Origin of the sequence: Streptomyces sp. NPDC001852 (genome assembly GCF_042891825.1) — a bacterium.
Classification (GTDB): Bacteria; Actinomycetota; Actinomycetes; order Streptomycetales; family Streptomycetaceae; genus Streptomyces.
Window position 1 is genome coordinate 132,982 of record NZ_JBIATN010000008.1, and the last position, 20,927, is coordinate 153,908.

Genomic DNA, 20,927 nt, shown 5'->3' on the forward strand with positions numbered 1-20,927 from the left:
ACAGGAACACCTGCGGGAGGAGCCCCTCCCACGGGTACGGCTAGGCTCCTTGCCATGTCTCGCATCGACGGCCGTACCCCCCAACAGCTCCGCCCGGTCACCATCGAACGCGGCTGGAGCAAGCACGCCGAGGGCTCCGTCCTCGTCTCCTTCGGCGACACCAAGGTGTTCTGCACCGCATCCGTGACCGAGGGCGTCCCCCGCTGGCGCAAGGGCAGCGGCGAGGGCTGGGTCACCGCGGAGTACGCCATGCTGCCCCGCGCCACCAACACCCGCGGCGACCGCGAGTCCGTCAGGGGCAAGATCGGCGGCCGCACCCACGAGATCTCCCGGCTCATCGGCCGCTCCCTGCGCGCCGTCATCGACTACAAGGCGCTCGGCGAGAACACCGTCGTCCTCGACTGCGACGTCCTCCAGGCCGACGGCGGCACCCGTACGGCAGCCATCACCGGCGCGTACGTCGCGCTCGCCGACGCCGTCTCCTGGGCCCAGGGCAAGAAGCTGATCAAGGCCGGCCGGCAGCCGCTGACCGGCACCGTGAGCGCCGTCTCGGTCGGCATCGTCGGCGGAGTGCCCCTGCTCGACCTCTGCTACGAGGAGGACGTGCGCGCCGAGACCGACATGAACGTCGTCTGCACCGGCGACGGCCGCTTCGTCGAGGTCCAGGGCACCGCCGAGGCCGAGCCCTTCGCCCGCGACGAACTGAACGCCCTGCTCGACCTCGCCGTCACCGGCTGCGCCGAGCTCACCGCCCACCAGCGCGCGGCCCTGGAAGCCACGCTCGCGAAGTAGACAGCCGGGTAAAGAGCCGGGTAAAGGGCGGACCAACAAAGGGAGGGCGTGCGGGCAACCCGCACGCCCTCCTCGGCGTCCTAGGGGTACAGCGCAGCCTTACCAGGGGAGGAACCACCACCATGGCCGTCAGCCGACGCCGTCTCACCGCCGTCGCCGTGGCGAGCGTCGCGCTCACCGCCGCACTCACCGGCGGATGCGACGCCGTGAACAAGGCCCTGGACTGCGTGCAGACTGCCGACTCCATCGCCGACAGCGTCACCGACCTGCAGCAGGCCGTGGAGAACGCAGCGAACGACCCCGCTCAGGCGGACAGCTCCCTGGACTCCATCGAGAAGAACCTCGACAAGATCGGCGACAAGACCGACAACGCCGACGTCAACAAGGCGGTCGACGACCTGCGCAAGGCCGTGGGCAACGTCCGTACGGCCATCAGGAACGGCGACCGGACCCCGGACCTGGGCCCGGTGACGGACGCGGCGGGCGAACTGACCAAGGTGTGCTCGAAATAGGCAGCCCGGCGCGCCTCAGTCCAGCTCTTTCCTGGACTTCCGCTCCAGCTTCTCCAGCCGGCGCTGCTCCTTCAGCCGCTGCTGCTCCGCCCGGGTGATCTTGCGGGTCACATCCACCCCGCCCCAGAACGCCAGACCCCCGATGATCACCCGCGGAGCGCCCGGTTCGGGCGGCCCGTCGTCCCGCGGATGGTCGAAGCCGCCCATGATGCCGATGCCACGGACGACGACCTCGACCCCCGGCGGCACGACGACCTGCACACCGCCCATGATCGCCACGCAGTTGATCTCGACCTCGCGGTCCGCGAAGTCCGCCTCCCGCAGGTCGATCTCGCCGCCGCCCCAGAACGCGAAGCAGTTGAACTGCTTCGGCACCGTCCAGCGCCCCTTGCGCTGGAAGCCGGACATGATGGCGACCGCACCCGCCGAGGACCCCTCGCCCCCCACGATCCGCCCCGCCCAACCCCCGCCCTGCGCCGGTTCCTTGGTGAAGGAGACCGCAGTGGGCGCCGGTGCGTGGGCCGTCGGCAGATCGCGGGTGAGCGGCGCGAGCTCGCCGTACGTACGCGCCTTGTACGCAGCCTCCAGCCGCTCCTCGAACTCCTGCATGTCGAGCCGGCCCTCGGCCAGGGCGTCCCGCAGGACTTCGGCGACCCGTTCACGGTCGGCGTCGGACGCCCGGAGGTCCGGACTTGCGTCGTCGGTCATGACAGAAGCCTACGAGACCGCCTTCTCCGCGTACATCTTGGCGATGACGGCCTCGATGTCCGGCTCCCGCACCGACAGGTCCACCAGCGGATACTCCGCCGCGAGATGCGCCACGAGCGGCGCCGCCGACTGCCCCGCCGGGAACGCCAGCCACTGCCGCGGACCCTCCACCCGCACCACGCGCGCCGACGGCACCCGGACCGGCGGCAGCTCCCGCTCCAGGTCCACCACCAGCGTCCGCTCGCTCTCCCCGGCCTCGTGCAGCCCCGCCAGCGGGCCGTCGTACACCAGCCGGCCGTGGTCGATCACCATCACCCGCGAGCACAACTGCTCGATGTCCTGCAGATCGTGCGTGGTCAGCAGCACGGTCGTGCCCCGCTCGGCGTTCAACTCCCGCAGAAAACCACGGACCTTCGACTTCGACACGACATCCAGGCCGATCGTCGGCTCGTCCAGGTACAGCACCTCGGGGTCGTGCAGCAGGGCCGCCGCGATGTCCCCGCGCATCCGCTGCCCGAGCGAGAGCTGCCGCACCGGCACGTCCAACAGGGCCTCCAGCTCCAGGAGTTCCACGCACCGGTCCAGGTTCTCGCGGTAACGGGCCTCAGGGATCCGGTACATGCGGTGCGCCAGCCGGTAGGAGTCCATCAGCGGCAGGTCCCACCACAGGGTCGTACGCTGCCCGAACACCACCCCGATCCGGTGCGCGAGGCGCCGCCGCTCCCGGGACGGGTCGATCCCCGCCACGCGCAGCCGCCCCGCACTCGGCGTCAGGATCCCCGTCAGCATCTTGATCGTGGTCGACTTCCCCGCGCCGTTCGGCCCGATGTACCCGACCATCTCCCCGCGCGCCACGGTGAACGAGATCGAGTCCACCGCCCGCACCCCGCGCCGCTCCCGCTTCAGGAACCCGGTCTTCCTGCGCACCTCGAAGACCTTCTCGACCCCGTCGAGAACGATGAAATCACCCACGCTAGCTCCCCGTGCTCCGGTACGAACGAAGTCCCGCCCGCCAGGCCAGCCCCGCCAGCGCACAGCACCCCACCGCCACCAGCGGAGGTGCGAACGCCGTCCACCGCGGCAGTCCCAGCGGATACGGCCGCCCCAGCACATAGGTCGCGGGCAGCCAGTTGACGAAGGCCAGCGGCAGCACGAACGTCACCCCGCGCACCAGCTCCTTCGCGAACACCGTCGGCGGATACTGCAGCAGCGTCGTCCCGCCGTAGGTGAAGGCGTTCTGCACCTCCGAGGCGTCCTGCGCCAGGAACTGGAACGCCGCCCCCGCCACGAACACCGCGCAGAAGATCCCGCAGCCGCTCACCAGGATCACCGGCATCAGCAGCAGCCTCAGCGGCGTCCAGTCGATGTCCAGCCGGGCGACCGCCCACCCCAGCACCAGCAGGCCCTGTGTCACCCGGCCCAGCCGCCTGAGGGCGAACTGGTCGGCCGCCACCTGCGCCAGCACCGGCGCCGGACGCACCAGCAGCGTGTCCAGCGTGCCGTCACGCACCCGCCGCCCCAGCCGCTCCATCGAGCCGATCACCAGGTCGGCCAGGCCGAAGGCCGTCCCCGACAGGCCGTACAGGAAGGCCACCTCGGGCAGCGACCAGCCGCCCAGGGCGTCCACCCGCGAGAACATCAGCATGATCGCGACGAAGTCGAAGAAGGTCGCCGCGAAGTTCCCGAACGTGGTCATCACGAACGAGGCGCGGTAGGCCATCGTGGACCTGATCCACATCCCGGCGATCATCAGATAGGCCCGCAGGCCCTCCCTCAGCCGACCGCTCTCACCCACCCTGGACCACCACCCGCCGCGTCGCCGCCGACTGCACCAGCCGCCCCGCACCCAGCAGCACCACCGCCCACGCCCCCTGGAACACATACGTGCCCAGCGGGTCCGCGTGCCCCAGCAGGATCTGCGCCGGCGCCTGGAGCAGCGAGGACCACGGCAGCACCCGTACGACCTCGCCGAGCGCCCCCGGGAAGATGTTCAGCGGCAGCAGCATGCCCGAGCAGAAATAGCCGACGAGCCAGGACATCTGCGTCACACCCGTACCGTCCAGGAACCAGAACGTGCTCAGCGCCACCAGATACCGGATGCCGAACCCGACGATCATCGCCAGCAGCACGGCGACGAAGAAGGCGACCCAGGTGCCCACGTCCGTCGGTAAGTAGACGGGGAAGCACAGCGCACCGAAGACGAAGGGAACGAGCCCCCGCCCGACCAGCTGGAAGAACGCCCGGCCCAGGTCCGTCGCCAGCCACCACAGCTGCAGATCGGCGGGCCGGTACAGATCGATCGCCACGTCCCCCGTACGGATGCGTTCCATCAACTCGTTCTCGACGCCCCCGCCGCCGATCGCGAGCGTCGACAGGAACGCCTGCCCCAGCCACACATACGTCACGACCTGCGCCTGATCCCATCCGCCGAGGTGGGGCCGCTCGTCCCACAGCGCGCGATAGGTATAGACGAGGATCAGTCCGAAGACCGTGTTCGTGAACACCCCTGCCGCAGTGGCGGCCCGATACGTCGCGTACCGTCTGAATCCCCCCGCCGCGACGGCCACGTACAACCGTCCCGCGCCCACGCCAGTCCACCTCCCGGGACCGCTCGACACCGAAGCGCAGGAGCCTAGTCCCGGGACCGCCGACCGGCCACGCAATTTCGTGCCCGAAGCGTGCTGGAATCCGGGAACGGAACGCCAGGTGCGAGAGTCTTCAAACGGGGGGCGCAGAAGCGTACGAGGCGTACGGGAACGTACGACGCGAAACAGGAGTCCGTGCACGACATGAGCGACGAGCCGCAGCCGCAGCAGCCGACCGAAGGCGTGCCGCCGAGAAGGCCGCTGCCGGCTGAAGGGCCCGGCGACCACGCCGAACCGGCCCCCGCCCAGGCCAGGCCGACCGACAAGCCGACCCGGCCCGAGGGGGCCGACGCATCGACGCGGCCCGACGAGGCGCCGGGTGCGGGGGGTACGGCGGGTACGGCTGCGGCGGGTACAGGGAGTACCGGGAGTACGGCGGAGGCCACGCGGTCCGGACAGGGCGAGCAGTCCCGTGAGGCCGGGCTCGGCCGGACGGGTGACCCTGCGGCGTCCCAGGACCGCCCGGCTCCGGCCGCCGCGTCGACTCCGGCCGACCGCTCGGCCGTGGACCGTACGGCCTCCATGGCCCGGGCCCGCCAGGCGGCCCGAGGTGGCCGGCCGGACCACCAGGGCACACCCGAGTCCAGCGGCGACACACCTCCGTCCGGGCCCTCGGCGCCCGGCGGGGCTCGGGGCTCCGGTGGGGGTACGGCGGCTCGCGGTGCATCGACCTCCGGCGGGGCTTCCGGTGAGGCTGCCGGTGAAGCGCCGACGGCCCGCGGGGGCTCGGCGTCCGGTGACGTCCCGGGTTCCGGTCGGAGCTCGCAGGACCGGGGAGCGCCGGAGACTCGCGGGGGCTCGGCGGGCCGGGGCGCGTCGGTGTCCGGCAAGGGGCCGGCTGCTCGGGAGAACGGCGCGGCGGCTGATGCCGCCTCGGCACCCGGCGGGGCTTCGGGCTCCGGTGAGCGTGCGGCGGCTCGCGGTGACGCGCAGACTCGCGGGGGCTCGGCAGGAGCGCCCACCCCCTCACCGGCCTCCGGTGCCTCGACCGGGTCCCAGGACTCCGGTCAGCCCCGTACCGATGCCGGGAAGCCGCAGGTCCCGGCCGCACGGGCCGGGTCCGAGCAGGCCCAGTCCGCCGAGAGCACGCAGGTTCTCCGGCGTGTCACCCCGCCCCGGGCGGAGCAGGGGGACCAGTCCGGCAAGGCGGCGGCACCCGAGACCACCCAGGTTCTCCGACGGGTCAACGCACCCCGAGCGGCCGAACCGGACGCCGCCGGGCGCACCCCTCGTACGACCGGCCCCGACACCGCCCCCCGCGCCCCCCGCCCGGGCCGCGGTGCCGACCGCACGGCCGGAGCAGTCGGTGCCGCCGGCCTGGCCGCCGGCGCCGCCGGTGCCGCCCAGGCCGGCCCGGCGGGCGCCGCAGCCGCAGCCGCCGCGGCCGGAGCCACCACCCGCGGCACCGGCACCGGCCCCCGCCTCAACGCAAGCACCGGCACCACCACGCCCCCTCCCGAGGACAAGACCAACCTCCTCGCCGCCACCCCCGCCGGAGGCAACGGAGGCAACGGCAAGCAGCCGAAGCGGCCCAAGCGGACCGGATGGCGACGGATCATCCCGACCTGGCGCATGGTGCTCGGCACCTTCGTCATCGGCATCCTGCTGCTCGTCGGCCTCTTCTTCCTCGGCTACTCGATGGTCAACATCCCGCCGGCCAACGCCCTCGCCACCAAGCAGGCCAACGTCTACCTCTACGCCGACGGCTCCCAGCTGGCCCGCGACGGCCAGATCAACCGGGAGAACGTCAGCCTCGCCCAGGTCTCCAAGGCCGCCCAGCACGCCGTACTGGCCGCCGAGGACCGCGACTTCTACACCGAGTCGGCCATCGACCCCAAGGCGATGGTCCGCGCCGCCTGGAACACCGCGACCGGCAAGGGCAAGCAGTCCGGCTCGACGATCACCCAGCAGTACGTGAAGAACTACTACCTGGGCCAGGAGCAGACGCTCACCCGCAAGGCCAAGGAGTTCTTCATCTCGATCAAGCTGGACCGCAACAAGACCAAGGACGAGATCCTCGAGGGCTACCTCAACACCAGCTACTTCGGCCGCAACGCCTACGGCATCCAGTCCGCCGCCCAGGCCTACTACGGCGTGGACGCCCAGAACCTCGACCCGGCCCGCGCCGCCTACCTCGCCGCGCTCGTCAACGCGCCCAGCGAGTACGACGTCGTCGCCCACCCCGAGAACAAGGCCGCGGCCGTCGCCCGCTGGAACTACGTCCTGGACGGCATGGTCAAGAAGGGCTGGCTCAGCGCGGCCCAGCGCGCCGGCATGACGTTCCCGATGCCGAAGGAACAGACCGTCTCCACCGGCATGTCCGGCCAGCGCGGCTACCTCGTCGAGGCGGTCAAGCACTACCTGACCACCAACAACATCCTCACCGACGACCAACTCGCGCTGGGCGGCTACCGCATCACCACCACCATCCAGAAGAGCAAGCAGAACGCCTTCGTCAAGGCGGTGAACGACCAGCTGATCTCCAAGCTGGACAAGAAGAACAACAAGGTCGACAACTACGTCCGCGCGGGCGGCGCCTCCGTCGACCCGAAGACCGGCAAGGTCGTCGCCATGTACGGCGGCATCGACTACGTCAAGCAGTACACCAACGGCGCCACCCGCGGTGACTTCCAGGTCGGCTCCACCTTCAAGCCCTTCGTGTTCACCTCCGCGGTGCAGAACGGCTCGACCACCCAGGACGGCCGCACCATCACGCCGAACACCATGTACGACGGCACCAACGAACGCCCCGTACAGGGCTGGAGCGGCGGCGCCTACGCCCCGCAGAACGAGGACCAGAAGTCGTACGGCCAGATCACCGTCACCAAGGCGACGGACCTGTCCGTGAACGCCGTCTACGCACAGATGGCCGTCGACGTCGGCCCGTCCAAGGTCAAGCAGACCGCGATCGACCTCGGCGTCCCCTCCAACACCCCCGACCTCCAGCCGTACCCGTCGATCGCCCTCGGCACCGCCACCGCCAGCGTCCTGGACATGGCGGAGTCCTACGCGACCCTCGCCAACCACGGTCAGCACGGCACGTACACGATGATCGAGAAGATCACCAAGGACGGCACGGAGGACGTCAAGCTCCCCGACCAGCCGGTCAAGCAGGTCGTCAGCCGGGAAGCCGCCGACACCACCACCTCCATCCTGCAGAGCGTGGTCGACAACGGCACCGCCACCACCGCACAGGCCGCGGGCCGCCCGGCGGCCGGCAAGACCGGTACCGCCGAGAACGACACCGCCGCCTGGTTCGCCGGCTACACCCCCGACCTGGCCACCGTGGTCTCGGTCATGGGCCAGGACCCGGTGACGGCCAAGCACATGCCCCTGTACGGCGCCCTCGGCCAGCCGCGCATCAACGGCGGCGGCGCGCCGACCTCGATCTGGGCCCAGTACACGGGGGCCGCGCTGAAGGACAAGCCGGCCTCCGACTTCGACCTCCAGCTGGAGCAGGGCGCCGACCAGCCGCAGCCGCCCAGCGCCACCGGCTCGGCCCAGCCCGGCACCACCGGCGGCCAGAACACCGGCGCCACCACCGGCACCCCGACCACCGGCGGTGGCACCCCCAGCCCGACCACCGGCGGCACCACCGGCACACCCACCACCGGCGGTCCCACCACCACCGGCGGCACCGGTACCACCGGCGGCACCACGACCGGCACCACCACCGGCGGCGGAACCACGGGCGGCGGCACGACCGACGGCGGCGGCACCACCGGCGGCGGCACGACCGACGCAGGGACCACCGGCGGCGGCACGACCACGGGCGGCGGAACCGATGCCGGCGCCGGCGGCACGACAGGCACGGCCGCCGGCGCCGGAGGCGGCGACCCAGCAGCCTGACGCCATGACGTGTCAGTGACCGCCGGTCGCCTTCAGCCCCACCACGGCGACCAGCAGCAGACACACGAAGAAGACCCGGGCGGCGGTGACCGGCTCACCCAGCACCACCATGCCGAGCACCGCCGCACCGGCCGCCCCGATGCCCACCCACACGCCGTACGCGGTACCGATGGGCAGCGACTTCGCCGCGTACGACAACAGCACCATGCTGGCGACGATCCCGGCACCGGTGAACACACTGGGCACCGGCCGGCTGAACCCGTCGCTGTACTTCATCCCGACCGACCAGCCCACCTCGAGCAGACCGGCGACGACAAGCAGAACCCAGGCCATGACAGGCACCTCCGGAAGGAATCTCTGAACGGGGGTGCGTCGTCTTCGCCTGAGGGTCGGGGATCCCGGTACGGCGCGTCTCGTCGGGCTGGCCCCTCCGAACATAGCAAAGGAACGACAAAGGGGCCGGTGACCACGGTCACCAGCCCCTTCACCGGAACGGACTCAGAGATACAGACCCGTCGAGTCCTCCGACCCCTCGAACCGGTCCGCGGCCACGGCATGCAGATCCCGCTCGCGCATCAGCACGTACGCCACACCCCGCACCTCGACCTCGGCCCGGTCCTCCGGATCGAACAGAACCCGGTCACCCGGCTCCACCGTCCGTACGTTCTGCCCGACCGCGACCACCTCGGCCCAGGCCAGCCGCCGCCCGACCGCCGCGGTGGCGGGAATCAGAATGCCGCCCCCCGACCGCCGCTCGCCCTCACCGGTCTCCTGCTTGACCAGAACCCGGTCGTGCAGCATCCGGATGGGAAGCTTGTCGTGATGGGGGGTGCTGTGCTGGTTTCTGTTCGCGCTCACGCCTCGAACCTACCTGTCTTCGCCACGCCGGTCCGCCCCCGGGTCAGCCCTTGCGCCGCTTACCACTGAAGGCGAGCAGCCCCACGACACCCACGGCGAGCAGCGCCACGGGCACGACCCGCTCCACCCGCAGCGAGCCCTCCTCGTCCACGAACTGCGCCCGCACCTCACTCACCACCCGGTTGACCTGCACATAAGCGCGCCCAACGGTGTGATCAATGTTGGCGACGACCTTGGCCTTGGCATCCCCGATGATCGTCTGCGGATGCACCCGCACCCCGATCTCGTCGAGCGTCTCGGCCAGCACCTCGCGGCGGCGCTTGATGTCCGCCTCGATCTGCGCCGGGGTCCTGGTGTCCGCCGTCTCCGCCACCGTACGGCCTCCGAAGTCTGCCGATGTCTGCTGTCACTGTTCCGAACAGTCTGTCAGCTTCTCCTCCCGGCGCACCGCAAGGCCCCCCGGTTACCCTGGCCCGATGAGCGAGCGACTCCAGCCGGGGGACGTGGCCCCCGCCTTCACCCTCCCCGACGCCGACGGCAACGAGGTCTCCCTGTCCTCCCACAAGGGCCGCAAGGTCATCGTCTACTTCTACCCGGCCGCCCTGACCCCCGGCTGCACCAAGCAGGCCTGCGACTTCACCGACAACCTCTCCCTCCTGGCCGACGCCGGCTACGACGTCCTCGGCATCAGCCCCGACGCCCCGGAGAAGCTGGCGAAGTTCCGCGAGAAGGAGTCCCTCAAGGTCACGCTCCTCGCCGACCCCGACAAAAAGGTCACCGAGGCCTACGGCGCCTACGGCGAGAAGAAGAACTACGGCAAGACCTACATGGGCGTCATCCGCTCCACGATCGTGGTGGACGAGCAGGGCAAGGTGGAACGCGCCCTCTACAACGTCCGCGCCACGGGCCACGTGGCAAAGATCATCAAGGACCTGGGCATCTGAGCGCCTGATCCTGCCGCTGGGCGGCTCACGCCTGAGTGATCGGGTGTGAGCTGCTTTCCTTCTCCCAGCGTGACTGTCCGACAAGGCGGCGCGTGAGTCTTCGGCTGCTGTGTCCCAACTGCCATGCGACCACGGGTACCTGGTGCCCAGGGGGAGCGGACGACGAAAGGCGCGGCCCCGTACACTGGGCGAGGCAAAACGGCCTCAAGGTTAATTGTCCGTTTTGGGGCGGTCGTGGCGAAATAGGCGATACGCGCGGGTTTTAGGTGCCCGTGGGAGAAATCCCGTGTGGGTTCGAGTCCCACCGACCGCACACGCGAGGGGCCGCCCGTCCAGGCGGCCCCTCCTCCGCTCTCAGCCCAACAACTCCCGAACCACCGGCACCAACGCCCGGAACGCCTTCCCGCGATGGCTGATCGCGTTCTTCTCCTCCGGGCTCAGCTCGGCGCACGTGCGCGTCTCGCCCTCCGGCTGGAGGATCGGGTCGTAGCCGAAACCGTTCGTGCCGGCGGGGGCGTGCCGCAGTACACCCCTCAGTCGGCCCTCGACCACCCGCTCGCGCCCGTCCGGCAGGGCAAGCGCCGCCGCGCAGGCGAAGTGGGCGCCGCGGTGTTCGTCCGCGATGTCGGCGAGCTGGGCCAGGAGGAGGTCGAGGTTGGCCTTGTCGTCTCCGTGGTGGCCGGACCAGCGGGCGGAGAGGATGCCGGGGGCGCCGCCCAGGACGTCGACGCAGAGGCCGGAGTCGTCGGCGACCGCGGGGAGGCCGGTGGCCTGGGCCAATGCGTGGGCCTTGAGCAGGGCGTTCTCGGCGAAGGTGACGCCCGTTTCCTTGACGTCGGGGATGTCGGGGTAGGCGTCGGCGCCGATCAGCTCGTGGGGGAGGCCGGCCTCGGCGAGGATCGCCCTGAGTTCGGTGATCTTTCCGGCGTTGCGGGTGGCGAGGATCAAGCGGGTCATGCCGGCCAGTATTCCTCGCTCGCAGACCTACAGTTCCGCCTGCCCCGCGCCGTTGAGCGTGCTCAGGTCGAAGATCTTGGCCATCTGGGCGAAGCCCAGGTCGCTGGGGTGGAGATGGTCGCCGGAGTCGTAGTCGGGGCGGAGGCGGCGGGGGTCGTACGGGTCGCGGAGGGCCTTGTCGAAGTCGACCGCGGCGTCGTACACCCGGCCGGCGCGGATCTCGGCGTTGACCTGTCGGCGGACGGTCTCCCGGGCCGGGCTCCAGCCGCGGTGGCCCTCGAAGGGCATCAGGGTGGCGCCGATGACCTTCAGGCCGCGGGCGTGGGCGTCGCGGACGAGGGTGCGCAGGCCGGTGATGATCTTGTTCGGGTCGGCGAGGCGGGGGTTGCGGAGGATGTCGTTGACGCCGAGGTCGATGACGACGACCTTGACGTTGGGGTGGGAGAGCGCGTCGCGGGCGAAGCGGCCGAGGCCGCTTTCGTTCTCGGCGGGTCGGCCGAGTCCGTCGGCGAGGACCTGGTTGCCGCTGATGCCCTCGTTGACGACGCTGTAGCGGGGCGTCTGGTGCCCGGTCTCGATCGCGGTGCGCAGCCGGCCGGCCAGGAGGTCGGGCCAGCGGCGGTTGGCGCCGGTGGTGGAGGTGATCCCGTCGGTGATGGAGTCGCCGAAGACGACGACGGTGCCGTCGGCCTCGTTGCTGAGGACGTCGAGGGCGGTCAAGTAGCGCCAGTAGGGGGTCTGTTGGGTGTAGGGGGTGCCGGTGGCGTCCTCGGTGGCGTCGCCGGCGGCGACGTACGAGATCTGCCGGGCGTGCGGGTGGTAGGTGACCGGGCCGGACGGGGTGGGGGAGTAGGTGGTGACCAGGACGTCGCTGTCGTGCGGGACGGCGAGGCGTACGGCGTCGCTGGCGATCTGTTCGCCGGCGGGTACGACCACGCTGGTGGCGCCGTTGAAGGTGAGGCGGCGCATGGAGTCCGGGTCGGCCGCGGGGGTGCCGTCGCCGGCGGAGAGCGCGATGGAGGCGTGGGTGATGGTCAGCGGTTCGTGGCCGTAGAGGTTGGAGAGCGTGATCCGGGCGCTGGTGCCGCCGGTGCTGGTGTGGACGACGTTGCGTACGGAGCGGCCCGCGAGGCCGGTGGTCTCGGTGCCGGGTTCGCCGCCGACGGGGGAGGCGGACCAGGCGCCGACCCAGGTGCCGGTGGAGGCGGGGGCGACGGGGGCGCCGTGGTGGGGGCGGTCGTCGGTGAGGGCGCCGCGCGGGGTGCCGCCGTCGGCCGCCACGGTGAGGTAGATGGCGGCGGACACGGCCAGGACCAGTGCGAGTAGCGCACCGATCACCGCATAACCACGACGTCTGGTCACGCTTGTGTTGTTCTCCTCGGGGATGGGAGCCCGGGGCTCCGATCATGATCAGCCCATGATGCGCCATGTGCCGCGGAGGGCTGACAGGGCCCTGCCCAAACCTCCCCTCCGGACAGACGCCGGGAACTCTTCTTCCGTTCCGGGAGTCGGTCAGGAAGGGACAATTGTGTGCGGGATCACCGATCGGGATCACCGTACGGGTGCGGCTGAACGGGTGGAGCTGATGGAACCGACCGAGACGGAAGCGGCGTCGGCGCGGGGTGTGTCGTACAAGACCATGACGGCCTTCACCCCGGCCGACGAGGAGCGCCGGCGCGGGGTGCGGCGCATGAAGCTCACGGCGACGAGCATGCTGCTGGTCGTGGCGGTGGTGTACGTCCTGGCCAGGCTCGCCTCGCACGAGGGTGCCGGGCCGTGGGCCGGCTATGTCGCGGCGGCCGCGGAGGCCGGCATGGTGGGCGCGCTGGCCGACTGGTTCGCGGTGACCGCGCTGTTCCGGCATCCGCTGGGGCTGCCGATCCCGCACACCGCGATCATCCCCACCAAGAAGGATCAGTTGGGTGTTTCGCTGGGGGAGTTCGTCGGTGAGAACTTCCTGTCCGAGGACGTCGTACGGCAGCGGCTGCGCGCGGTCGGCATCGGCAGCCGGCTCGGGGCGTGGCTGGCCGAGCCGGAGCACGCGGACCGGGTGACGGCGGAACTGGCGACGGCGCTGCGCGGGGCGCTGACCGTGTTGCGGGACAGGGATGTGCAGGCGGTGGTGAGCGAGGCGATCACGCGGCGGGCCAACACCAAGGAGGTCGCGCCGGGCATCGGCAAGATGCTGGAGGGGATCGTCGCCGACGGTGGGCACCGGCGGGCGGTGGACCTGGTGGTGGCGCGGGCGCACGACTGGCTGGTGCTGCACCGGGACGACGTGATGGTGGCCGTGGAGGGTGGCGCGCCGGGCTGGACGCCGCGGTTCGTGGACCGCAAGGTCGGTGAGCGGGTCTACAAGGAGCTGCTGCGGTTCTGTGCGGAGATGCGGGACATGCCGTCCCATCCGGCGCGGGGGGCGCTGGACCGGTTCCTGACCGACTTCGCGTCCGAGCTGCAGTCCGACACGGACACCCGGGCGCGGGTGGAGCGGCTCAAGGGGGAGGTGCTGGGCCGGGGCGAGGTGCAGGACCTGATCGCGTCCGCGTGGACGGCCGTACGGGCCATGGTGGTGGCGGCGGCCGAGGACGAGCGGAGTGAGCTGCGGATGCGGGTGCGGAGCGCGCTGTTGTCGCTGGGTGCGCGGATGGCGACCGAGGCCAAGGTGCAGGGGAAGGTGGACAGCTGGGTCGAGGGTGCGGCGGTGCACGTGGTGACGACGTACCGCAGGGAGATCACCTCGTTGATCACGGACACCGTGGCGAGCTGGGACGCCGAGCACACCACCCGGAAGATCGAGGCGCACATCGGCCGCGATCTGCAGTTCATCCGGATCAATGGCACGGTGGTGGGATCGCTGGCGGGCCTGCTGATCTATACGGTGACGCGGACGCTGGGCGCCTGAATTCGCGGGGTCCGGGCACCCGTCCGCCGTCCCCTGCGGTTCGGGGGACGTCCTTCGACGAGGAGGGAGCCAATGAGCGCAAGCGCCGAGGCGCCGTCGCCGCGGACCGGCCGTACCATCACCACCGACATCCCCGCCCGGCTGGACCGTCTGCCCTGGTCTCGCTGGCACTGGACGATCGTGGTCGGTCTGGGGACGGTCTGGATCCTCGACGGTCTGGAGGTCACGGTCGTCGGCAACATCGCCGGCCGGCTGGCCGAGCCGGGCAGCGGGGTGTCGATCACCTCGGGTCAGATCACCGGTACGGCGGCCGCGCTGTATGTGGCGGGCGCCTGCTCGGGGGCCCTGTTCTGGGGCCGTCTGACGGACCGTTTCGGCCGCAAGAGGCTCTTCATGATCACTCTGGCGGTGTATCTGGCGGCGACGGCCCTCACCGCGGTGTCCTGGGAGGCCTGGTGGTTCTTCCTGTTCCGCTTCCTGACGGGCTTCGGTATCGGTGGTGAGTACGCGGCGATCAACTCGGCGATCGACGAGTTGATCCCGGCCGAGCACCGCGGCCGGGTCGACCTGATCATCAACGGCAGTTTCTGGCTGGGTGCGGTGGGCGGTTCGCTGCTGTCGATCGTGGCGCTGAACACGGACCTGCTGGCGAAGAACGTCGGCTGGCGGCTGACGTTCGCCCTGGGGGCTGTCCTGGCCCTGGTGATCCTGCTGGTCCGCCGGCACGTCCCGGAGAGCCCGCGCTGGCTGCTGATCCACGGCAGGGACCGGGAGGCGGAGGAGATCGTCTCCGGTATCGAACGCCGGGTGGAGCGGGAGAAGGGCGTGGCGCTGCCCGAGGCCTGGGGCGAACTGGACATCCACCAGCGCGAGAGCGTGACGTTCACGGAGATCGCCCGCACGGTCTTCGGCCACTACCGCAGGCGTGCCGTGCTGGGCTTCTCCCTCTTCATCGGGCAGGCGTTCCTGTACAACGCGATCACCTTCGGCTTCGGTGCGATCCTGACCAGGTTCTTCAACGTGCCCGCCGACCGCACCGGCTACTACTTCGCGGTGATCGCGGTCGGCAACTTCTTCGGCCCGCTGCTGCTGGGCAGGCTGTTCGACACGGTGGGCCGCCGGGTGATGATCTCCTCGACGTACCTGCTGTCGGGCCTGCTGCTGTTCGGTACGGCGTGGCTGTTCGGCCGGGGCGCGCTGGGCGCGGGCACGTTGACGGCCTGCTGGTGCGCGGTCCTGTTCTTCGCCTCGGCGGGCGCCTCCAGCGCGTACCTGACGGTCTCCGAGATCTTCCCGATGGAGACGCGGGCGATGTCCATCGCGTTCTTCTACGCGCTCGGCACGGCGGCGGGCGGCATCAGCGGCCCGCTGCTGTTCGCCGACCTCACCGGTACGGGCAGGGTCGGCGACACGGTGCTGGCCTTCTCCATCGGCGCTGCCCTGATGTGTGCGGCGGGCCTGGTGGCCGCCTTCCTGGCGGTACGGGCGGAGCGCCGCTCCCTGGAGGACATCGCCCGCCCGCTGACGGCGGTGGCGGTGCGGTCGTCCGAGGCGACGGCTTCCTGAGCATCGGGCACCGGTGGCTCGGGTACCGGTGGCTCAGGCACCAGCGGTGGACCCGGGCCGCACGATCATCAGGACGGTCACGGCCGCCCACAGCAGGTTGAAGAGACCGGTGACCATGGCGAGCCGCGCGGGGTTCGCGGTGCCCCGCCCCTCCACCAGTGCGCTCTGGGCGGGCAGCACCAGTGCGCCGAGCACGACGGCGGCGAGGCCGGTGAGCGCGATCGACGTGATCAGCCAGCCACTCCCGAGCACGCCCATCTCGCTCGCGGTGGCGAACCCGAAGACCGGGACGACGACACCGACGAGGGCGTACACCCGGCAGATCCGGTGCAGCAGCCGCAGGGTCCCGGTGGCACCCGCGTCCTCCTGCGTGGCGAGGGCCCGGCGCGCGGCGGACGGGAACATGCTGGCGGCGACGGTCACGGGACCTACGGCGACGATGGCGGCGAGGACGTGGACGGCGAGGAGGAACTTGGTCACGCGGTGACGGTAGGCGCCGACCGGATCTTGCAGGAGTGGCGGAAGTGCCACTCTTCAACGGATTTCCGCCAACCCGTCGACGTGACAGCGAGGGACGCAGTTCGTTGTGACCCCCTGATGGCACAGTTGGCGGTAATCCGCCGTAGCTCTACGATCCCGCCATGCACACCGTGGCCGTACTGGCGCTGGACGGAGTCGTCCCCTTCGACCTCTCCGCCCCCATCGACACCTTCGGCTGGGCGCGGCTGCCCGACGGCCGGGTGCCGTACCGGGTGCGGGTGTGTTCGGTGCGGGGGGAGGTGAGTGCGGGGGCCTTCACGGTGCGGGCGCCGTACGGCCTGGAGGCGCTGGCGGAGGCGGACACGATCATCCTGCCGGGTGTGGCGGAGCCCCCGCGGGAGCTGCCACCGGGCGTGAGGGAGGCCCTCCGCGCGGCGGCGGCGAACGGCACCCGGATCGCCTCGGTCTGCGTGGGCGCGTTCCTGTTCGCGGCGACGGGCCTGCTGGACGGCCTGCGCGCGACGACGCACTGGCACGCGGCGGACGACCTGGCGGCGCGGCATCCGGAGGTGGAGGTCGACCCGAACGTCCTCTACGTCGACAACGGCCAGTTCCTGACGTCGGCGGGCGCGGCGGCGGCGCTGGACATGTGCCTGCACATGATCCGCAGGGACTTCGGCTCGGCGGTCGCGGCGCACGCGGCGAGGATGTCGGTGATGCCGCTGGAACGAGAGGGCGGCCAGGCCCAGTTCATCGTCCACGACCTGCCCCCGGCGCCGTCGGGTGCCACCCTGGAGCCGCTGCTGCACTGGCTGGAGGACCACTGCGACCGCGACATGACGGTGGACGAGATCGCGGCCCGGGCGGGCATGAGCACCCGTACCCTCAACCGCCGCTTCCGCGAGCAGACCGGTACGACGCCGCTGCAGTGGCTGCACCGGGCACGGGTACGGCGGGCGCAGCATCTGCTGGAGACGACGCCGTACCCGGTGGAGCGGATCGCCACCCAGACGGGCTTCGGCTCGCCGACGGCCTTCCGGGAGCGGTTCCGCAGGGTGGTGGGGACGAGCCCACAGGCGTACCGGAAGGCGTTCAGGGCGGGGGAGAGGGCGTAGCCGAGAGCGTATCCGCGTGTTTGGGTCGTTTGGGCCGTTTGGGGACATTCAGGCCTTTCGGGCCTTACGGTCGGCGACGGCCCAGGAGGCGAGGGCGACGGCACCGGCGACGCCGAGGACGGACGGCCAGGCGCCGACCTTCTTGGCGAGCGGGTGGGACCCGGCGAACGCGGCGATGTAGGCGGCGCTCAGCGCACCGGCGGCCTTCCCGCCGGCCCGCGCCCGCCACTGCTGGGCGGCGGCGACCCCGGCGACGGCCAGCACGGTCCCACCCAGCTGCCGCTTCTTGGTCCACCGGGCCACGCCGTACCCACCGACAAGCCCGGTGGCGGCAACAACCGCACTGGGAACCCTCGCCACAACTGCCTCCTCTTTCTCCGCTTTTGCGTGATGTCAGGGCCTGAGGCTAACGCGCGGCTTACGACGCTCCCCCGACCTGAGTCGGACCGTGTCAAGTTTCCGCCGCTTGACCGCAGAGAAGCCCCCCGCGGAACTCGCCGTCGTCGCGGGGGGCTTGGTCGGTTGACTCTGTCTTTCACCGGGATGTGCGTGGCAACCCCGTGCGCATGCGGGTTTCGCCAGGGTGCCCGTTCGCGAGCAGGGTCGCCACGCATCCCGTTACCGTCGGCGGGCGAGCCGGCCGGCCCACCGGAAGCCTGGCCGGCTCCCGCTTTCCGCCGTCCGGACGTCCCGAACAGCCCTCTTAGAAGGCGCTGTTGCTGCAGCCCATGGTCGACCCGATGTGGGTGTCCTGCGCGCCAGGGTCGCCCTCGCCGTTCAGCGCGTTGCCCAGCACGCCGTTGAGGATGCCGACCTCGCCGAGGACGTCCACGTTCAGGTCGTGCGACTTGCAGTTGGAGCTCTGCAGGACGCTGGCACCGCCGCCGCCCCCGCCCTGGCCACCCGCGTAAGCGGTGCCGGAGGCCAGAAGCCCGACGCTCCCGAGGGCGGCGACCAGGACGGCAGCCTTGTGAAGCTTGTGCATGTCATCTCCATGGCGAGAAGTGGATGCGATCTGTCACAGATCGACTTCGTTCAGTGACGGAGATTATGTGCAAATCCGCCAAAAATTGGGGCGACGCGCCGTTTACCACGAAACCGCCGGTTCCGCAGGTCGAGGGTCCCCTCCGGTGTCAGAGGGGTGACACGCGCGAGCCGACGGCAGCGCGCCCCCCCCCAACCCGGGCGCCCGGCGCAGCCGACCTGACGTCCCGTCAACCAGGGCCGCCACTTTCCCCGGACGCCCTACGGCAACGCGCCGCCTACGGCAAGCTCGACAGGGGGTCACCCGAGCGGGCAGGTCAGCTCGGGTTTGGACCGGTTCGGGGAACAGGTCACCACGGCGAGCGACAGATACGAGCAACGCTCGAGGTAGAACCCGAGCGACACGTCACCACCCGAACTCAAGGTCCGTGTCGCAGAGTTGACCAGCTCGGTGAGACTGAGGAGGTCGCGCTCCCGGTCAGAGGCGAACCGGCCCGCGTACGCGGCCACGCGCCCCCGGATCCAGGCAGCGGCATCCTTCGCCTCATCCCACGTGTCGCGAATCAGGGATCGCGGTTTGACGAGCCAGTACGCCGTCTCCAGCGGAGGAAGATCCACGGTTGGGAACTCCGCCGCGACCTCCCGGTACCGCTGGATCAGCTCGGGCTTGCTCCCGGACGGCGGTGGCTCCGGATGCGGGGGCCGCCGTAGGGCCTCCTGGTCGAAACGCTCTTTCGCCCCGGCCCATAGATAGCCGTGGTAGTGCACCAGTCATTCCTGTCGGGCGTCGAAGGACGAGCGGAACCGGTCCCGGCTTCCCACGGAAGCCGGGACCAGCGAGGGAGGATCAGACGGACAGCCCGAACCGCGCCGGATCGATGCCGGCCACGGCCAACTCCTCCGTCGTGAACCGCAGCGGCTCCTGATCCGGCCGCTTGCTGTCACCCAGCGCCCAGGCGCCGTCGCCGATCCGGGCGAGGGTCACGCACCCCTCCGTGCAGGGCCCTCCGCAGGCCTTCACGAAGGAGGCCCCGCTGATGTCCAGCCCGTACAGCTTGTTTCCGTCCAGCATTCCTGCACCTTCCTGCTCAACTGGTCACGGCCATGACTGACCGCCGCCGCCCATCTGGGGCGGGAGTTTGGGAGTGAAGGGATTTCTCAGCGGGAGCGAGGGCTCGCGCTTTGCGAGCGCTCCGATCCGCTCGCGGACCCGCGGAGCGCGGACGGCGTGGGTGAGGCCCACGCGCTGGTTACACGAGCGTGGTCGCTACACGTACGCCGGAACAGGTCATGGCCTGTCCTGGCTGTGTGCCGCATGGCCCAATCGGAGCACTGCTGCTCACGGTCGGAGACAAGGGAGTCTTCACAGCCATAGGTCGCGCAGAAGATCTCCCACGTCACACCGCCCTCGCTCATGTGGCAGATCGTGTAATTCACGAACCGCCACACAGAACGCTCGGGCATCAGAACCGCCTCGCGTTCATCTCGTTCACGCGTGCCCGCAGGCGTTCATTGGCGCCGGCCGGCCGCAGCTCGTCCGGGATCGCTTCCCATTCGATGCCCCCGCCACAGGGGCGCAACAGGGCCCGTCCCGCCTGGTATCCCATGACCTCGCCGACACGATCCCGCTTGGTGTCGTAGACGAGCTCACCCACGTCCGGAGTCACCGTTTCCGCCATGTGAATCACGCTAGAAAGCGGCCGGGTGTGCCCTCAACGAACGTGCCAGAACTTGCCGACGATCACCCGAGCGCGTCGATCGCTGACGTGATCAGTTCGCGGGCTTTCGAGCCGTATACGGCCAGCTCCTGGAGTGCCGCGAAGGTTTGCGCGTACAAGTCGATCTCATGGCTCTGCGTCACCGTGAGATGCGCTGAGACCAGCTCGACGTTGGCCACCTCGGAGTCGTACAGGAAGAAGCCCTCAACGGGCCAGATGCCGGACCGGTCGGCGGTCAGCGGGATGATTCCCAGCGAGACGGACGGGAGGGAGGCGGCGGTGAGAAGGTGGCCGAGCTGCCCGGCCATGACGTCAGGGCTGCCGATGCGGTAGCGCAGGGCCGCCTCCTCCAGCACTATCGCGAAGCTGTGGTTCCCTTCGTGGACGACGTGCTGTTTGGCGACGCGGACACACACGGCTTCTTCCACGTCGTCGTTCAATTGACGGCGATCGCGGATCGACTTCAGCAGCGCCTCAATGTAGGCAGCCGTCTGAACTGGGCCCGGAATGAGCCAGGACGAATAAATGCGAAAGCGGCGAGTGCGTTCCCAGAGCGGAACGACAGACTCCTGCGCGTGCCGCAGTCCGGACCGCTCCATGCGCCGCCACTCGACGTACATGCCGTCGATACCACGTGCCGTCGTGACGAGATCATCAGTCAGATGCGGCACACGACAGTGCAATGCCCACGCTTGAAGGTCGGCTTCAGAAGGGCTACGAGCCCCGCTCTCGTACCGGGAGCATTTCGATTCGTGCCAGCCTGCGAGCGCAGCCAACGCCCGCGCGGTGAGCCCGGCGTCGAGCCGGATCTCGCGCAGGCGCCGGCCGAGAGCCTTTCGGGCTTCTTGAACGCTGGAGGAAGGGGACGACATGGCTTTGCGTTGGACTCTTCCCCCG

General features: G+C 70.4%; 23 protein-coding genes and 1 tRNA gene. 8 read left to right on the top strand and 16 right to left on the bottom strand.

Features of this window, described 5'->3' with window-relative positions; genetic code table 11:
- The first annotated feature begins 54 nt into the window (after positions 1 to 54).
- Positions 55 to 792, top strand: a complete 738-nt coding sequence (gene rph / locus ACFYZB_RS16115) for a ribonuclease PH (RefSeq protein WP_351207161.1) — start codon at positions 55 to 57, stop codon at positions 790 to 792.
- A gap of 122 nt (positions 793 to 914) precedes the next feature.
- Positions 915 to 1,304 (top strand): hypothetical protein, encoded by a 390-nt coding sequence (locus ACFYZB_RS16120; protein WP_388758769.1) that lies wholly within the window; start codon positions 915 to 917, stop codon positions 1,302 to 1,304.
- Positions 1,305 to 1,319: 15 nt separating this feature from the next.
- On the opposite strand, the gene ACFYZB_RS16125 is transcribed toward ACFYZB_RS16120, so the two are convergent.
- The 4 genes from ACFYZB_RS16125 to ACFYZB_RS16140 are packed head-to-tail and all read right to left on the bottom strand — an operon-like array spanning position 1,320 to position 4,600.
- On the bottom strand, positions 1,320 to 2,012 hold the full coding sequence (locus ACFYZB_RS16125) for a DUF1707 domain-containing protein (RefSeq protein WP_388758771.1): 693 nt from the start codon (positions 2,010 to 2,012) through the stop codon (positions 1,320 to 1,322).
- A gap of 9 nt (positions 2,013 to 2,021) precedes the next feature.
- A complete protein-coding gene (locus tag ACFYZB_RS16130; RefSeq protein WP_388758773.1) occupies positions 2,022 to 2,984 on the bottom strand; it encodes an ATP-binding cassette domain-containing protein in 963 nt (320 codons plus the stop codon).
- Position 2,985: 1 nt separating this feature from the next.
- Positions 2,986 to 3,762: an ABC transporter permease gene (locus ACFYZB_RS16135; RefSeq protein WP_388759065.1), complete on the bottom strand. Its 777-nt coding sequence runs from the start codon at positions 3,760 to 3,762 to the stop codon at positions 2,986 to 2,988.
- 37 nt (positions 3,763 to 3,799) lie between these two features.
- Entirely contained in the window at positions 3,800 to 4,600 is an 801-nt protein-coding gene (locus tag ACFYZB_RS16140; RefSeq protein ID WP_351207171.1) for an ABC-2 family transporter protein, read from the bottom strand.
- Between the two features lie 1,374 nt (positions 4,601 to 5,974).
- Between ACFYZB_RS16140 and ACFYZB_RS16145 the strand changes: the two genes are divergently transcribed.
- Positions 5,975 to 8,506, top strand: a complete 2,532-nt coding sequence (locus ACFYZB_RS16145) for a transglycosylase domain-containing protein (RefSeq protein ID WP_388759067.1) — start codon at positions 5,975 to 5,977, stop codon at positions 8,504 to 8,506.
- A 12-nt stretch (positions 8,507 to 8,518) separates the two neighbouring features.
- Here ACFYZB_RS16145 and ACFYZB_RS16150 read toward each other — a convergent pair whose 3' ends face one another.
- The 3 genes from ACFYZB_RS16150 to ACFYZB_RS16160 form a co-directional block, all read right to left on the bottom strand.
- A complete protein-coding gene (locus ACFYZB_RS16150; protein ID WP_351207173.1) occupies positions 8,519 to 8,839 on the bottom strand; it encodes a multidrug efflux SMR transporter in 321 nt (106 codons plus the stop codon).
- A 165-nt stretch (positions 8,840 to 9,004) separates the two neighbouring features.
- Complete coding sequence (locus tag ACFYZB_RS16155; RefSeq protein WP_031159553.1) at positions 9,005 to 9,364, bottom strand: co-chaperone GroES; 360 nt, start codon at positions 9,362 to 9,364, stop codon at positions 9,005 to 9,007.
- Positions 9,365 to 9,407: 43 nt separating this feature from the next.
- On the bottom strand, positions 9,408 to 9,737 hold the full coding sequence (locus ACFYZB_RS16160; RefSeq protein WP_388758776.1) for a DUF3618 domain-containing protein: 330 nt from the start codon (positions 9,735 to 9,737) through the stop codon (positions 9,408 to 9,410).
- A gap of 103 nt (positions 9,738 to 9,840) precedes the next feature.
- Between ACFYZB_RS16160 and bcp the strand changes: the two genes are divergently transcribed.
- Together bcp and ACFYZB_RS16170 are read left to right on the top strand one after the other, a co-directional pair.
- Positions 9,841 to 10,308 (top strand): thioredoxin-dependent thiol peroxidase, encoded by a 468-nt coding sequence (bcp, locus tag ACFYZB_RS16165; RefSeq protein ID WP_388758778.1) that lies wholly within the window; start codon positions 9,841 to 9,843, stop codon positions 10,306 to 10,308.
- 228 nt (positions 10,309 to 10,536) lie between these two features.
- Positions 10,537 to 10,621 (top strand) — tRNA-Leu (locus tag ACFYZB_RS16170).
- Between the two features lie 41 nt (positions 10,622 to 10,662).
- On the opposite strand, the gene rdgB is transcribed toward ACFYZB_RS16170, so the two are convergent.
- Both rdgB and ACFYZB_RS16180 read right to left on the bottom strand, forming a co-directional pair.
- A complete protein-coding gene (rdgB, locus tag ACFYZB_RS16175) occupies positions 10,663 to 11,265 on the bottom strand; it encodes an RdgB/HAM1 family non-canonical purine NTP pyrophosphatase (RefSeq protein ID WP_388758780.1) in 603 nt (200 codons plus the stop codon).
- A 27-nt stretch (positions 11,266 to 11,292) separates the two neighbouring features.
- Positions 11,293 to 12,627: an SGNH/GDSL hydrolase family protein gene (locus ACFYZB_RS16180; protein WP_388758782.1), complete on the bottom strand. Its 1,335-nt coding sequence runs from the start codon at positions 12,625 to 12,627 to the stop codon at positions 11,293 to 11,295.
- Positions 12,628 to 12,850: 223 nt separating this feature from the next.
- Between ACFYZB_RS16180 and ACFYZB_RS16185 the strand changes: the two genes are divergently transcribed.
- Positions 12,851 to 14,167 carry a DUF445 domain-containing protein gene (locus tag ACFYZB_RS16185; RefSeq protein ID WP_388758784.1) on the top strand — a complete coding sequence of 439 codons (1,317 nt, stop codon included), beginning with the start codon at positions 12,851 to 12,853 and terminating at the stop codon, positions 14,165 to 14,167.
- A gap of 72 nt (positions 14,168 to 14,239) precedes the next feature.
- A complete protein-coding gene (locus ACFYZB_RS16190) occupies positions 14,240 to 15,733 on the top strand; it encodes an MFS transporter (RefSeq protein ID WP_388758786.1) in 1,494 nt (497 codons plus the stop codon).
- A gap of 33 nt (positions 15,734 to 15,766) precedes the next feature.
- Here the strand turns inward: ACFYZB_RS16190 and ACFYZB_RS16195 are convergent, their stop codons facing one another.
- Positions 15,767 to 16,213: a hypothetical protein gene (locus ACFYZB_RS16195; RefSeq protein WP_388758788.1), complete on the bottom strand. Its 447-nt coding sequence runs from the start codon at positions 16,211 to 16,213 to the stop codon at positions 15,767 to 15,769.
- A 161-nt stretch (positions 16,214 to 16,374) separates the two neighbouring features.
- Here ACFYZB_RS16195 and ACFYZB_RS16200 point away from each other — a divergent pair, with 161 nt between their 5' ends.
- Positions 16,375 to 17,328 carry a GlxA family transcriptional regulator gene (locus tag ACFYZB_RS16200; RefSeq protein WP_388758790.1) on the top strand — a complete coding sequence of 318 codons (954 nt, stop codon included), beginning with the start codon at positions 16,375 to 16,377 and terminating at the stop codon, positions 17,326 to 17,328.
- A gap of 48 nt (positions 17,329 to 17,376) precedes the next feature.
- Here the strand turns inward: ACFYZB_RS16200 and ACFYZB_RS16205 are convergent, their stop codons facing one another.
- The 6 genes from ACFYZB_RS16205 to ACFYZB_RS16230 form a co-directional block, all read right to left on the bottom strand.
- Positions 17,377 to 17,688, bottom strand: coding sequence for a hypothetical protein (locus tag ACFYZB_RS16205; protein WP_388758792.1), 312 nt, complete (start codon positions 17,686 to 17,688; stop codon positions 17,377 to 17,379).
- 343 nt (positions 17,689 to 18,031) lie between these two features.
- Entirely contained in the window at positions 18,032 to 18,313 is a 282-nt protein-coding gene (locus ACFYZB_RS16210) for a hypothetical protein (protein ID WP_388758794.1), read from the bottom strand.
- A 299-nt stretch (positions 18,314 to 18,612) separates the two neighbouring features.
- A complete protein-coding gene (locus tag ACFYZB_RS16215; protein WP_388758796.1) occupies positions 18,613 to 19,080 on the bottom strand; it encodes a hypothetical protein in 468 nt (155 codons plus the stop codon).
- Positions 19,081 to 19,159: 79 nt separating this feature from the next.
- Positions 19,160 to 19,384, bottom strand: a complete 225-nt coding sequence (locus tag ACFYZB_RS16220) for a DUF397 domain-containing protein (protein WP_388758798.1) — start codon at positions 19,382 to 19,384, stop codon at positions 19,160 to 19,162.
- A gap of 391 nt (positions 19,385 to 19,775) precedes the next feature.
- Positions 19,776 to 19,991 carry a hypothetical protein gene (locus tag ACFYZB_RS16225; protein WP_388758800.1) on the bottom strand — a complete coding sequence of 72 codons (216 nt, stop codon included), beginning with the start codon at positions 19,989 to 19,991 and terminating at the stop codon, positions 19,776 to 19,778.
- Positions 19,992 to 20,053: 62 nt separating this feature from the next.
- A complete protein-coding gene (locus ACFYZB_RS16230) occupies positions 20,054 to 20,902 on the bottom strand; it encodes a DUF5753 domain-containing protein (RefSeq protein WP_388758802.1) in 849 nt (282 codons plus the stop codon).
- Positions 20,903 to 20,927: the final 25 nt, after the last annotated feature.